Source organism: Sporosarcina sp. FSL K6-3457, assembly GCF_038007285.1.
GTDB lineage: Bacteria > Bacillota > Bacilli > Bacillales_A > Planococcaceae > Sporosarcina.
Genome location: NZ_JBBOWX010000001.1, coordinates 4,294,073 through 4,309,297 on the forward strand (window position 1 = coordinate 4,294,073; position 15,225 = coordinate 4,309,297).

General features: G+C 42.4%; 10 protein-coding genes. 2 read left to right on the forward strand and 8 right to left on the reverse strand.

The features are described 5' to 3' along the window. Both N1I80_RS20860 and N1I80_RS20865 read left to right on the forward strand, forming a co-directional pair. On the forward strand, positions 1-933 hold the full coding sequence (locus N1I80_RS20860) for an ABC transporter ATP-binding protein (RefSeq protein ID WP_340739744.1): 933 nt from the start codon (positions 1-3) through the stop codon (positions 931-933). Beyond that, positions 926-2,134 (forward strand): ABC transporter permease, encoded by a 1,209-nt coding sequence (locus tag N1I80_RS20865; protein ID WP_340739745.1) that lies wholly within the window; start codon positions 926-928, stop codon positions 2,132-2,134. The genes N1I80_RS20860 and N1I80_RS20865 overlap by 8 nt, the downstream gene beginning before the upstream one ends. Before the next feature lie 129 nt (positions 2,135-2,263). Here N1I80_RS20865 and N1I80_RS20870 read toward each other — a convergent pair whose 3' ends face one another. From N1I80_RS20870 to N1I80_RS20905, 8 genes are all read right to left on the reverse strand, one after another. Then, complete coding sequence (locus N1I80_RS20870; RefSeq protein WP_340739746.1) at positions 2,264-3,079, reverse strand: ABC transporter ATP-binding protein; 816 nt, start codon at positions 3,077-3,079, stop codon at positions 2,264-2,266. Next, positions 3,076-3,945, reverse strand: coding sequence for an ABC transporter ATP-binding protein (locus N1I80_RS20875; protein WP_340739747.1), 870 nt, complete (start codon positions 3,943-3,945; stop codon positions 3,076-3,078). The genes N1I80_RS20870 and N1I80_RS20875 overlap by 4 nt, the downstream gene beginning before the upstream one ends. A 10-nt stretch (positions 3,946-3,955) precedes the next feature. Next, positions 3,956-4,762 carry an ABC transporter permease gene (locus N1I80_RS20880; protein ID WP_340739748.1) on the reverse strand — a complete coding sequence of 269 codons (807 nt, stop codon included), beginning with the start codon at positions 4,760-4,762 and terminating at the stop codon, positions 3,956-3,958. Then, complete coding sequence (locus N1I80_RS20885) at positions 4,759-5,700, reverse strand: ABC transporter permease (RefSeq protein ID WP_340739749.1); 942 nt, start codon at positions 5,698-5,700, stop codon at positions 4,759-4,761. Before N1I80_RS20885 ends, N1I80_RS20880 begins: the two co-directional genes overlap by 4 nt. 4 nt (positions 5,701-5,704) lie before the next feature. Beyond that, positions 5,705-7,303, reverse strand: a complete 1,599-nt coding sequence (gene nikA / locus N1I80_RS20890; RefSeq protein WP_340739750.1) for a nickel ABC transporter substrate-binding protein — start codon at positions 7,301-7,303, stop codon at positions 5,705-5,707. A 53-nt stretch (positions 7,304-7,356) separates the two neighbouring features. Continuing rightward, entirely contained in the window at positions 7,357-8,550 is a 1,194-nt protein-coding gene (gene cntE, locus N1I80_RS20895) for a staphylopine family metallophore export MFS transporter CntE (protein WP_340739751.1), read from the reverse strand. Positions 8,551-9,194: 644 nt separating this feature from the next. Next, complete coding sequence (locus tag N1I80_RS20900; RefSeq protein ID WP_340739752.1) at positions 9,195-13,583, reverse strand: OmpL47-type beta-barrel domain-containing protein; 4,389 nt, start codon at positions 13,581-13,583, stop codon at positions 9,195-9,197. A 265-nt stretch (positions 13,584-13,848) separates the two neighbouring features. Continuing rightward, a complete protein-coding gene (locus tag N1I80_RS20905; protein WP_340739753.1) occupies positions 13,849-15,222 on the reverse strand; it encodes a sensor histidine kinase in 1,374 nt (457 codons plus the stop codon). Positions 15,223-15,225 lie beyond the last annotated feature (3 nt).

A 15,225-nucleotide genomic window follows, 5' to 3' on the forward strand; every position in this document is an offset into this window, starting at 1 on the left:
ATGGACACAATGCTTACCGTAGAAGGATTAGGAAAATCCTTCAAGGACAAGAAGATTATTTCGAATATTTCCTTCGAAGTGAAAAAAGGAGAAATCATGGCGCTGCTCGGACCGAACGGAGCGGGGAAATCAACGACAATCCGCAATATCATGGGTATCTTGTATCCCGATGAAGGCACAATCACTTTTCGGAACCGCTCAACGAAAGATATTCCACGCGATAAAATTGGCTATCTTCCAGAAGAGCGGGGACTCTACAAAAACGTCAAGGTCATGGACATTCTGCTGTATCTTGCGGAGCTGAAGGATTATCCGCTGGACCAGGCTAAAGTACGCGCGCTCGAATACTTGAAAAAGTTCGGCCTAGAAGGCAAGGATAAAGTGTCGGTCGAGGAGTTATCGAAAGGGATGGGTCAGAAAGTCCAATTTATCGCCTCCATTCTCCATGAACCGGAACTGCTAATCCTGGATGAGCCGTTCTCTGGTCTTGATCCCGTCAGCCAGGAGCTGTTCAAAGAAGAAATCCGCTCACTGGCCGAAAAAGGCACGGCGATTTTATTGTCTTCGCATCAGATGAACCTTGTCGAAGAAATGGCGGATCGGCTGTTCCTAATTCACCGCGGCACGAAAGTAATCTCCGGGACTCTGAGTGATGTCAAAAAGGAATACGCCAATTTCAAATGCACGATCAACGGCGGCAACAGCCTCAGCCTGCTTGAAAGCCTACCGGAAGTCGAGCGGATCGAACAGAACGGGGTAACGGCTGTGCTTTATCTCTCAAAACATGTGCAGCCCGCTGCCTGGCTGAAAAACCTGCCAGATGAACTCGACATCCAAGAACTATCGATGGACCGGATTTCACTCCATGAAATCTTCGTGGATATCGCCACAGACAAGAATCTTTTGAAGGAAGTAGGTGAGTTACATGCGTAACACGATGAAAGTCGCCAAATGGGAAATCAAACGCAATATGAAAAGCAAGTCGTTCATCATCGGCCTATTCCTGACACCGATCATCTTCCTAGCATTTTTCTTGCTACCAGACCTATTCAAATCGGATGATGAAGCAGCGACAACGACAGTCTACGTCAACGACCAGCTCGGAGTCTACGAACTATTGGAAGCCGCGGCAGCAAATACCGAATGGCAGATGGAACAGACAGACACCACAGAACAGGAAGCTACTGCAGCACTTGAAGAGAAAAAAGATGCTGCGTATATCTTTATCAACGAACAGGCGGTTGAAACCGGAAAAGTCGCAGTTTACACGCATGAAGACACGAGTTCTGCCTTCATGGATGAAGTCCAGATCCTCGGCGGTCCACTGCAGATGGTGCAGATCGAGAAGCTCGGCCTAACAGCGGCAGAAGCCGCAGTTGTCGCGCAGGGAGTCGTCTTTGAAGATGCTTCTGAGGAAACGAAAGAAGGTGGCCTGTTCAGTGAAAACATGCTGGAACGTGTGATTCCAGGAGCATTTGCCGCTGTCGTCATGCTGTCAATCGTCTTCACCGGAATGGCGATCTTCCAAAGCGCGTCCCAGGAGAAGAAAGACAAGATTGCTGAGATTATCCTATCGTCTTTAACACCAGCAGAACTGATGCAAGGCAAAATCATCGGCTATTTTGTCCTTGGTATCATCCAGGTCGTTGTCTATATTGTCATCGCGCTGCCGGTACTCATCTGGAAAATCGATTTTCCGATCATCGAGTATCTGCTAGTGCCCGAGCTTCTAGTGCTACTATTCATTTCTATCCTCGGATACCTGCTCTATGCAGCGTTGTTCGTCGGAATCGGTGCGACAATGGCCGATATCTCGACAGCGGGGAATTTCCAAGGCATGGTCATGATGTTGCCTTTCAGCCCATTCCTTTTCATTGCGCCAGTTTTCAGTGACCCAAGCGGATTCTGGGCGCAGCTTGGAAGCTATATCCCGTTTACATCACCTGGCGTTCTCATTTTGCGTCTATCACTTCTTGAAGAATGGCCGTGGGTGGAAATCATTATCGCCATCGGGATTCTTGCTGTTAGCGTCTGGGTCTTCATGAAACTTGCCGGCAAAATCTTCAAAATTGGCATCCTGATGTATGGCAAAAACGCCACCCCGGGCGAAATCTGGAAGTGGATTCGGGCATAAAAAGATAGAACTTGCTATTGATATCTATTAACCCACCCCTCCTCCAAAGAGGAATGAGCCCTAATTTCTCATTCCTCCTTGGTAATCAACAGACGTGCTTTTAAAATTATCAATTCATCGTAGCCTTAATTAGGATACCTGTTCTTTAGTACTTGGTGTTAAATAATTATGAATGCAATCAGTCGGTAATTGTGCAGCTAACAGGGCTTTACTCGCTTCGTGCTGCACATTATTAAGTTGATCAACCGTTGTTTTCTCCACAATCTCCCCTTGGTACATAATCGCAATCTCATCTGCAATTAACTTTACAGCATGTAAATCATGTGTAATAAAAAGGTACGTTAAATTTAATTCTCGTTGCAGTTTTTTTAGCAGCTTTAAAATATTAATTTGCACAAGGAGGTCTAAGCTATTAATGGATTCGTCTAAAACAATTAAATTCGGCTTTGTGGAAATTGCACGTGCAATCGTTATGCGTTGTAATTGACCACCGCTAAATTGATGGGGGTATTTCATCATGTCTGTGGCCTGTAAGCCTACCATTTCCAATAAATCACTTACCCGCTTATTGATTTCGTCCTTTGTCATTTTTTGATGCACACAAAGCGGCTCTGCGATAATGTCTCGTATTTTCATTTTCGGATTCACTGCACTATGACAATCCTGGAATACCACTTGAAGTGCATGCTGTAAAAAGCGTTTTTCATTGTGTGTTGCTTCATGAATATTAATCTCATGAAAATGAATAGAACCCACATCTGGCTTTTCGATTCCTAATAGCATCTTTCCTAATGTACTCTTTCCCGACCCACTTTGACCAAGCAAGCCGAAACAACTGCCCTCTTGAATGGTCAACGTCACATTGTTAACCGCCTGTATATGCTTCGCTTTTTTAAAAAACTGTTTTTGTGTATAGCTTTTGGATACGCCCTCAATCAAAATCATGTTTGTGCCTCCATTCGTACCCAATGGTCTGTATCATACCTCACTAATTCGCCTGTAATAACACCGTCAAAGTGTCCATCTAGCTCATCTAAGGTTAAATGTTCGTCCCTTGCAGCTACAAGCATTTTTGTATAGGGATGAACTGGATGCAATAAAATATGACTTGTCGGTCCTTTTTCTACGATGACGCCATGACGCATGACGATAATTTCTGTCGCTATGTTAGCAATCACCCCTAGGTCATGCGAAACGATTAGCATGCCCATCTCCTTTGAAGCTTGAAGCTGTTTCAACTGCTTTAAAATTTCTAATTGTGTCGTCGTATCCAGAGCCGTTGTTGGTTCGTCTGCTAATAATAAAGATGGCTCAAGGCTAGCTATCATCGCAATCATGACACGTTGTAGCATCCCGCCACTTAACTCATGCGGATATTTTTTCAAAATGGTCGGATCGTTCAATTGAAATGTGCTCAATTGTGCCTCGGCCTGCAAAAGTGCCTCTTTCTTAGACATTTTCCTATGCGCTTGCAATGATTCGATAAAATGCTGGCCAATCGAAACAATGGGATTGAACATCGACATCGGATTTTGCATCATTAAACCAATTTCCTTCCCACGAAGCTTACGCATATCCTTTTCAGGCATTGTCACAACAGATGTGCCCTTAAAGATAATATCGCCTGTCACTTTCCGCTTATTTCGATAAAGTTGCAAAATGGACGTGCATAAAACCGACTTGCCACTGCCACTTTCACCAATGACACCGACAACTTGCCCTCGCTTAATGGAAAAATTAATATCGTGTAAGACGGCTATTTCGTTCATCCCGTTTTGTAACGTGACATGTAATTGCTCAACCTTTAACATATGAAGCCTCCTACACTGTTTTTGGATCTAGCGCATCCCGTAGCGCATCTCCAAAGGCATTAAAAATAATAACTGTTAGTGTAATCATAATACCTGGAATGAACATTAACTCTGGCTTCGTCATTAAATAGGTCTTACTGTCGCTGATCATCATTCCCCACTCAGCTGTCGGTGCTGTCACACCTAAACCTAAAAATGACAGCTCTGAAACCATCAAAATTGTGGAGCCTAAGCCAATTAATTTTAATAACAACATTTGTGGAAACACGAACGGGAAAATATGCCGGCTAATTAACTTCGCTTTCGACACGCCACATAGTTTGGCATAGGTCACATAATCCGCAGTTTTCAAGGTAACAACCATGTTGCGAATAATACGCGCAAACCCGACCCATGTGACGAATACAATCGCAATCAACAAATTTTTTATCCCAGCACCAAGCGCACCTACAATAACAATGGCAAATATAAAATTCGGAATCGCAAGTAACATATCGCATATCCGCATCAGTATTAAGTCAACCCATCCACCGACAAAGCCTGCCATTAAGCCTACTGTCATACTAATAATGAGCGTAGTTGCTAAAACGATTAATGCAATCGTTAACGACACCTGTGTCCCTTCAATTAAACGCGATAAAATACAACGTCCTAAATGATCCGTCCCGAGTGGATATTGCTGTGAAAATCCTTGTAGTTTTAAAGCGACATTTAGCTCATGAGGGTCATTAGGCATCAACCACTTCGCAAAAATAGCGACGAAACATAATAAACAGACGAATAGCCCGCTTATATAAAGAGACCATTTTTTTCTCATCCTATTTCCTCCTTCAAACGTGCACGTGGATCAATCCATGCACAGAGCATGTCCGCTAAAAAGTTTACTACAATATAAAAAAAGCCTATGACAAAAATAAATGCCTGTAGCACATAATAATCACGCGCAGTTATTGCCTCTACAATAAAGCGTCCTACTCCCGGAATCGTGAACACAATTTCAATAATTGCGGACCCGCCTAGTAGTACTCCAACCGTCATAGCAAGTGATGTAATGAGCGGAATCAACGTTCCTTTAAATATATGACGACGAACAATGACATGCTCTGGTATACCACGTGCTCTTGCAAATACAACGAATGGCTGCTCGAGCTGCTCAATCATATTTGTACGAATTAATCGAATATAATAAGGAATAACACCCATCGCTAATGTAAGTGCAGGTAAAATCATTGTATCCAGGCTCCCCCAGCCCATAAGCGGTAGCAAATCCAGCTTTAATGCGATTGTATAGACGAGCACAAACGCTAACCAAAAACTCGGCATCGATGCAACCGAAAAAATCGTTATACGTGTTATGTTATCGAATAGCGAATCCTTCTTTACGGCACTTACTATACCAAGCGGTACACAAATGATAATGATCAATAAGAACGCAACCGCCGCTAGCTGCACCGTCACCAAAAAACGATTCAACAAATCTTCGCTTACGGGATTGCTTGTTAAAAACGACATCCCAAAATCAAATTGTAATGCCCCACCTAACCAATGGAGATACTGCGTCAATAGAGGCTCATGAAATCCATGCTGTTCACGCAATAGTTCGAGTGTTTCTTCTGTTACCGGTATATTATTCGCGTTATAATAGGCTTCAATCGGATCGACTGGCATGATCCTTACGAGGAAAAACGCAATAATGGTAATCCCCCATAACGCTAACAACATACTGAACAATCGTTTGATTACATACTGTCCCATACACTCACTTCATTTCGTATAAATTGAATGGTACCTCGTATTGCTGTGGTGAAAAGTTTAGTGATGTAAAGACATCATTCGCGACTAAATAGTTTTGACGATACGAAATGGGAATTAAGATTGCTTCTTGTTGAATCGTCGATAATATACTTTCATATAATGCACGTCGCTGTGCTTCATCTGTTGTACGAATGACCTTCATAATTTCTTCTTCCAGTTGCGCCTTGGATTCTGTTCCGCTTAACGCATAATTTCCAATTTGTTTCTCACCTAGCATTGTACGAATATACATATGTGGGTCATAAGGTGCGCCCCACGTATCATTAAAGGATAAGTCAAAATCGCCTGCCTTTAAACGACCCGATAATAGTTGACTTTCTTCACCAGCAAGCTGTACATCAACCCCAGACTTTTTCCATTCACCTTGGATATATTCGGCAATCGACTTTTGGATTTGGTCTGAGCTGTTAAACGCTAATACGACGGATAATGCTTGACCATCCTTCACACGCACATTTTTCGCCGGATCCATCACCCAGCCCGCAGCATCTAAAATGTCAGCTGCCTTTTCCTGATTATATTCAAACGTCGTAATATTTAGTTCACTATAAGGGAAGCTCGGAGCAAATAAAGTTGTCGCCGGTATCTCTAAGCCGTTTAGCACGTGTTCTACTACTGTTTGGCGATCTAATAAATATTGGAATGCTAGACGCACTTCTTTAATTTGCGTAATGTCTGAAGTTGAATTAATGGCAATTAAACGCGTAGATAATGGCTCCGAAACTTTAGTTACATATTGTCCGTGGTCCTCTAGCGTTTTAAATTCTGCCGGTGCAAGCTGGCCGCTACCAAAAATCAAATCAATATCTCCTTTTTCAAGCGCCATCATACGACCCTGTGAATCCCCCATAACTTTTACTACTACTTTTTCAAGCGAAGGTTTTTTACCCCAATAATCTTCATTGCGCGTAAATTCTGCATAACTATCCTTCTCATAGGTCGTTAAAATCCATGGTCCTGTACCAATGGCCTTTTTTACGCCTTCTGCTGTATTTCCACTATCCGGGAAACCTGCATCGGCTAGCATACGTAAAGGACGAATAAGTGCTAGCTCCTGTAAAAATGGGTAATAGGAATCCTTTAAATGAATGGCGACGGTTTGATTATCTACTACCTCAACCGTTTGAATCACAGCAACAACCTCTAGCCAACTATGAGCATCAATATTCGCTACGACTGTGTCAAAGTTGCGCTTCACATTTTCAGCTGTCAATAAAGAGCCATCTGAATACTTGACCCCTTCACGCAATTTAAAAGTATATGTTTTACCATCCTCTGATAATACCCAAGACTCAGCTAAGCCTGGTGAAATAGTACCGTCATTTTCATAAACAACGAGTGGATCGTACAACATAGCTTGTGCAAACATTTCGTTTGGCGAATACGCATGCGGATTCACTTCTCCACCAATATCTTTTGGCCATGACATCACCAATGTATTCTTTCCCTTTTCAGCACCAGTTGCGGCAGCCCCATCATCTTTACAAGCCACTAATGAAAAAGTAGCTAGAATGACTACTACTAAAATATAAAATCGTTTCATTTTCACTTTCCTCCCAAGTTCATTTAATTCACTACAAATAGCTTTCCTTAGTATTACCCTATCGAAGCTTTTTTCATATTTGGCTTAGTCTGTCGTGCGAAAAGGTTATACCCGATCGCTATAACACCTAAAAGCGAACAAATCGCAAACATCGCCTCGTATGAGAAAAACTGCACGATGAATCCCATCGTAAAGCCACCCATGGAAAAGCCTAAATCGTAAGAGGCTAAAAAAACGCCTAATAAAATATGTCGCTGCCCATGCGGTACAACAAAGGATATGTATGTCGTTAAAGTTGGATATAACATAGCCGTCGCAATGCCATTAAATACCGCACTTACATAAACGAACATTCCGATCCCCGGTGAAAATGCGAGCAAGCCTGTCCCGATAATGGAGCTCCCGAGCACAAGCGTAATAAATTTAGGATTCCAATGTCCGTCTGACGGAATATGCTTACGGAAAAAGAAGCGGCTACCGACAACGACAATTGCCTGTATAAATAAATAAAGCGCCGCATTGCCCGTGCCTGTCGTCACTAAAAATAACGGTAAAAAGGCAGATAGTCCGCCAAAAATACTCGCACCAGCCAGCATAATAATCGATGATTTCATCAACCCATCATGTTCCCTTGCAACTTTCATGGCAGAAAACATTTCCTTAAACGTAAATGACGCATTGTCCTTTTTCGTTTTTGGCAATGGCGACTTGATGAAAAATAGCAATGGGAAAAATGCTAGCGCCGTAATGAGTAGCAACAGCCACTTCATATCACCTTGCGCCCATAACACCAATGCGAGTGCAGGTCCGTACAAGCCCGGTAAAACCGTTGATAGCGAATACATCGCCATTCCTTGTCCACGATCCTCATCACGTAACACATCAGCCACTCCAATTTGCATCGCCATTGAAAAGAACGCTGTTACAATCCCTTGTAGTATGCGTACTACATATAAGCTATCTACACCCAACCAAACATAGAGTAACAGTGCTACAGCATGTCCAACTAATAGCCATTTCATTATTGTAAACACGCTATGCTTTGCAACCATTTGTCCCGCCCACGGACGTAAAATCATACAAACGAACATATACATTCCCATCATTATGCCAATTTCTGCTTCCGATATACCGTTTTCCGAAGCCTGTAGGGGGAAAATAACGGTCAACACAGCATTAGCTGTAAAATAAAACGTCGCTAAACCGTACATTTGAAGCATGCTAACCGATAATGGACTTCTTTTCATACAACTCCTCCTCGTACACTTTTCAATATCCATTACGTCTCAGCAAAACTCGTGTCCATATTCGGCTCTCGCGCTTGTACTTTGTTTGACCAAAGAACACCCTTCCGAATCGCATGACTTGCCAGGATTGAATACTGTTTTTCAGCATGTAAATTACAATGTAAGACTGTAACATAGAATTCCTTGCATATAAATCGTAATCATTACTATTTGAAAAAGTGTAAATTTTTTTGCTCCATTCATATTAGTAGATAGCATTCATTGTAGGCTACCGTTGAACAGTTATCCAATCGTTACAACAAAAAGCAAGCTACACAACCACTGTCTGGACCAACAACTAACGAATTAAAATCGTAATCATTACGGTTTAAATAGTAGCATAGAGATTTTCTACTTGTCAAACAATTTTTAAATTATACAGGTTCTCTAGAAGCAATATGCTTTTAAACGTAAGTGAAGCAGTAGGCGGGGATTTTAATGAAAGGTGCCAGGCTCTAGCACAATTCTGAATTGTGTTAGAACCTGGCATCTTTTTGGGGATTGTATATTGGAAGTTCTGTGATTGGTACTTCTTCTATCTCCTGAAAACAATGGTTTATTGCGTTCTTCACTATCTATTTAACATAATAGGTACGCATTAAAGACTATTCACTGAAGAAATTAACTAACATTTTTGTTGCATGTGCACGTGTTGTGAAATGGCTCGGCATATATTTCCTATCAGATCCTGTTGCAATGTCCAGCTCATACAACATCGTAATGGCATTCACTGTTTCTTCATCATACCCCTTAATATCAGAATATGGCGCTATGTCATTCACAATATAATCCATACCTTTTTGTTGGTGATAAGCCCTGTTCAACATCAATGCCATATGCGCTCGGGTTACTTTTTCAGTTGGCTTGAATGTTCCATCAGGATAACCTCGAATAATATTATAATGGTATGCTGCCGCAATTTCTGTCTTTGTTTCAGCTGCATAACCTCCAATATCCGAGAATGGTGCTGTCTCATCAGTTTTCAGTCCCAATGCACGGACAATCAAGGAGGCTGCTTGGGCACGAGTTACATACTGGTTTGGTTTAAATGTACCATCAGGATAGCCCTTGATGATGCCATCTCTGACACCTTGCATAATAACTGCCTCTGCCCAATGTCCATCGATGTCTGTAAAAGGCATGACTGGAGCGACTGGCACGACCGGCACGACCGGTTCTACCACATCATCCTTTTTGTAATGAATGGTCAATGTATAAGTTTTCTTTGAACCATCTTCTGCTTTGACAACGATTGTCAATGCATTGCCACCTTCATCCAATTCAACCTGAAGGCTATCCGTTATTTCTTCCTCCTCGACATACACTTTCGCCTTACTATGTGCAGGTTTTAACGCTAATGAAATCTCCGCAGCGTCTGTCTCTAGTTGATAATCAAAGACATCTGCTGCAAATGCTGGTGTTAGTTTAAGTGACTCCCCGTTCCCAGACACATGTAAACTTGCTAACTGAGCATCATTTGAAGGAACATAACTAGAACCACCACCACTAGATTGTTTCGTAAGTACCCCATAAATAGAGAAATGATCAACCGTTGCGATTATTTTGCCACCATCAATTTGTCCGCCGATGAATTCCCATCTTTTGTTATCTTCATTGTAATAGTAAATGGCTACATTTTGATTTTGCTTCGTTTCGTCAACCCCTAAAGTCAGGGTATATTCTCCCGTATACTCCTCATATCCATTTGGAAATGTAAAGATAAATTCATATAATTCACCTGCTAGATTATACCCGCTTGTTGGGGGATTCTGGACAGACTTTACTTGTAGTGTGGTCCCTACTGGTAAATCATTAGGCAATTGAATACTTGTCTTTGAATCTTTGATGTTGACGATAGAGTTGGCATAAACGTTTATAGGATCCTCACCCAATACTAAGGAAGTATTCTTTGGTAGTACAACATGGATTTCCCTTGTTACTTCGCTCGCCTGATTCCCTGCCTTATCTGTCACGTTATATCGAACGGTATATGTCCCTATTTTAGATGCGGCCACATTTCCAGTAATTTCAATCGAATTTGTGATATTCCCATCTACATTATCTGTTGCAGTTGCACCTGGTTCATCATATGTGTCTCCAATTTCCACTTCAATAGTTTCAGATCCTACTAATGTTAAAGTTGGTGCTGTTTTATCAACATTCGTGATGTCTATTGTTTCGGATGTGATGTTTCCAACCTTATCCTCCACCTCGAAAGTGTAACTACTATTTTCAGAAACGACAAATTTCATTTCATCCGCATCTTCCCAGTCACCATCCGCAACGCGAATCCGTTTGACACCGCTATAGGCATCCGTCGCTTTTGCCGTGATGACAACTTCTTGATTGGTAGGCTTTGATGTATTCGGTGTTAACACCAAACTAGGATTTTCTTTATCTAGCTTCACCATTTGACTAGCACTTTCACCCTTGTTAGTTGCTTTATCAACCGTGCGGGCTTCTACTAATGTTTCACCATTTTCCGTGATCATAAATTCACCCGAGTACGTTTGCCACTCTCCACCATTTAATCGGTATTCTGTATGACCTACACCACTTCCCTCGGCCTCTCCCTCTACAATCGACACGAAAACATCATCCTGCTGCCATGCTGTTGGTGCAGAAATCGTTGGTGCGGTAATCGTTGGTACAGTAATTGGTGGTACGGTTGGGCTCGTGCTATTGATATTCACAATTTCTATCGTTTCTGACGTGATGTTTCCAGCTTTGTCTTCAGCTTCAAAAGTGTACGACCCATTTTGGGAAACAGAAAACGTCTTTTCATCCGCATCTTCCCAGTCACCATCCGCAACGCGAATCCGATTGACACCGCTATGGGCATCCATTACTTTTGCCGTGATGACAACATTTTGTTTGGTAGGCTCTGTTTTGTCCTGTGTTAACGTTAAATTAGGGTTCACTTTATCTAGCTTCACCATTTGACTAACGATTTCACCCTTGTTAGTTGCTTTATCAACCGTACGGGCTTCTACTAATGTTTCGCCATTTTCTGTGATCATAAATTCACCCGAGTACGTCTGCCACTCTTCACCATTTAATCGGTATTCTGTATAATCTACACCACTTCCCCCGACCTCTCCATCCGCAATAGACACGGAAACATCATTCCTCTGCCATGCTGTTGGGGCAGATATTATTGGGGCCGTTGGGTTCGTTGTGTCATATTGGAAGCTGATCGTGTTAGATATTGTGTTGCCATTTCCCGCTATATCGGTGGCTGCGTTCTCCGCTACATAAACGCTCACGGCCTGTCCGCTTATCACTGGTGTAATCGTTACCGTGTAAGTTCTGCCATCATCAGGATTAGCAATCAAATCCGAAACGGTAGCATTATCCGCAACGATCCCCGCAATGGAAAAATCAGTGACCGGTTCATTGAACGTTATTGTCACCGGAAAGGTAGTGTTCACCATACTTCCAACTGAACTCGCTACCGTAACTACTGGCGCCGTATTGTCGAGCAGGAACGCATTTGTGACTGCATAGGTTTCATTTCCAACCTGATCAGCCGCACGCACATGCAAATACCAGGTGCCGTCTACGCCCGTCAATTCCAACGCATGTATATAGATAATCCAGATGCTGTCATTGCCTGTCAAGAAAGTCGTCCAACCGTCAGTCGGAACGACCGCGCTACTCTGCGACCACGCATATTCCAGCATCGTCGCATCGACTCCACTCTCCGTATCAGTTACCGTGACCTTGGTCGCAATAGCTTGTGAAGCCAGTGCATCGCCGTTCACAGTGAATTGGATATCTGGTGCCGTTGAATCCTCGATTAAGGTAAGTTCATACGTGATGATGTCTGGCTTGAAATAAGGCTTAACCTGCACAGAGATGACCATCGGAATTTCAGTGACATCGACAGATACGGCACTACCGCTTGCTTGTAGCTCATTGTTGATGTATAACTCAGCGAATCTCGTATCTGCCAGCGTCGCAACAACATCGACGGTCGATACGTCTGGACCGATATAGGAAGTATACGACGTACTATTAACAGAAAAGGGCTGATCTAGAGAACCATCCGGCAACATTAAATCCTTTAGGCTGCCGCCCGGCACTCTTATTTGCTTGTTATTATCGCTTCCCCAACCGACGATCGTACCGTCCGATTTCAATGCGAGTGCATGATTCGATCCTGCAGCAATCGCAACAACATCATTCAAATCTTGTGGCACACTTTCTTGAGCGCTGGAAATATTCCCCCAACCCACGACAGTCCCATCTGACTTTAACGCCAGTGAATGTAAACCTCCCGCTGCAATCGCAACGACATCTTTCAAACCTGTTGGCACCTTCGTTTGATCATACAAGTCAGCACCCCAAACGGAAACCGTGCCATCTGATTTCAATGCTAGTGAATGAGTGTCACCCGCAGCGATCGCAACAACACCGCTCAAACCCGTTGGAATGGTCGATTGTCCATCGGAGTTGCTTCCCCATGCAACAACTGTCTTATCCTGCCTCAATGCCAGCGAATGGTTTCCTCCCGCAGCGATCACAACAACATCATTCAAATCTGTTGGCACAGTACTTTGTCCACTAGAATTATCTCCCCATGCGATGATCGTACCGTCCGATTTTAATGCCAGTGAATGCGAAGCCCCAGCAGCGATTGACACAACATCTGTCAAACCATCTGGTACGTTCGTTTGGCCAGCGGAGTTGCTCCCCCAAGCGACAACTGTACCGTCCGATTTCAGTGCCAGCGAATGGTCTCCCGCAGCAATCGACACGACACTCTCCAACCCTGGTGGTATCGTCCCACCAGAACCATTTCCCCAACCGACGACAGTACCATCCGATTTCAACGCCAGAGAATGGAGTATTCCCGCAGCGATCGGCGATTGGCTTTCTGTTTCAGTTTGAGCTGCATGAACTGAGTGGGAACCGAATGGTACTACCAAGCCAACTAGCAACACGAAGCAAAGTATGAGCAACATGCCCTTGCGTAAATGTGTTAGTAACATAATTATCACTTTCCTCTCTTAATCGTTCACTACTGACATAGAGACAAATCAATATAAAAAGCGTCCTTGCGGGTTTGAACTGCCCCCGATTGTTAGACACCATTTTTCGCCGTCTACATACAAATGAAAAACAGTTTGACTATTTTTCTCACCATAAAAGCCTCCTTTTTTATTCCAGCGCATATGAATTCCTTATTCGACCCTATCACAAAAAAACAGCAAAAAACCGAACCTTAAGATTTCTTAAGGTTCGGCGTGTCTTATCCTAACTTTCGCTTGTTAGGGGTAACGTAAATGTAAAGGTAGTTCCTATATGTAATTCACTTTCAACTGCTACATCTCCATTCATCCGCTGAACAAGGTCCTTGACAATACTTAAGCCAATCCCGGATCCTTGTTGTCTTTTTTTATAAAAACGATCAAATACATAAGGCAGCTCATTTGGCTGAATGCCAGCCCCATCATCTGAAACAGCGATTTCCACCCATTCCCCGACACTTTTCACATCAATCGAAACCCTTGTAGAAGCATAGGAAAGTGCGTTCACCACTAAATTGTCCAGTATTTGTATGAGGCGCATTTTATCCGCGATACAAACGACATCCTCTGTTTGCGTGTACACGGTCACCCCTTTTTGTTGTCCCTGGACTTTGTACAATGTTTCAACTTGTTCAATAATCCGGGCAATTTTCACCTGTTCCAACTCAAGCGTAAAATTTCGGTCACTCATTTGGGATAACGTAAATAAATCGAGTGTTAGTTTTTCCATCTGCCATAAACGCATCTGTGAATTTTGAATATAGGTTTGATTCGCCTCGTCTAGCCAGGGATTATTTTGTAATAATTCCATATACCCACCAACAACTGCAATTGGCGTGCGTAAATCATGAGAAATACTAGAGATGAGCTCGATCGTTTCTGTTTCTTTTTGAACAAGTTCCTTCGTACGTTCTTTCACCTTGCCTTCTAACGTGACATTCGCTTGTTCAACTTGGATGATCGATTGATTATAATGGATGGCCAAAATAATCGCCTGTAAACAGAGCATCACAAAGGCCAGATAAATCGTATTGTTTCTAAAGTGAAAGCCGAATACCTCCATGACAGATGTCGTACAAGTAGATAGAAAGAAAATAATGTTTAATACACGAATATCCTTTAAAAATCTTTTTATTACCTTTAACAGATCATACACAATATACAACTGTGCAATGGCATTAAAAACTTGAATGACGAACGTTAGGATTGCCATATAGATTGCTGAAAGTGGCATGAATAGGCATGCAATAAATAAAGTGTTTGCCCATATTTTTAGGCCCTTTTCATATGCAGGTCTTTTGATACGTAAAATACCCATTGTATATAAATTCAAGTATAAAATCATTTGTGTCGTACACATAACTGCAATGATTTGTTTGTGCTGATCATTTAATAAATTAAATGGATACAGGTCAAATGTTGCGACAGTAGATACATACCATACAACAAAAGAAATACAAATCATCCCAAAAAATAGATGGATAGAGAGCTTCTTTCTAACAAGGTAAATAACGATATGAAAAAGGCCTAAAAATAAAATACCTCCGAGCAATAGCGCACTGAATAACCATTGATTTAATGTAATGATATCTAAAGGCATCGC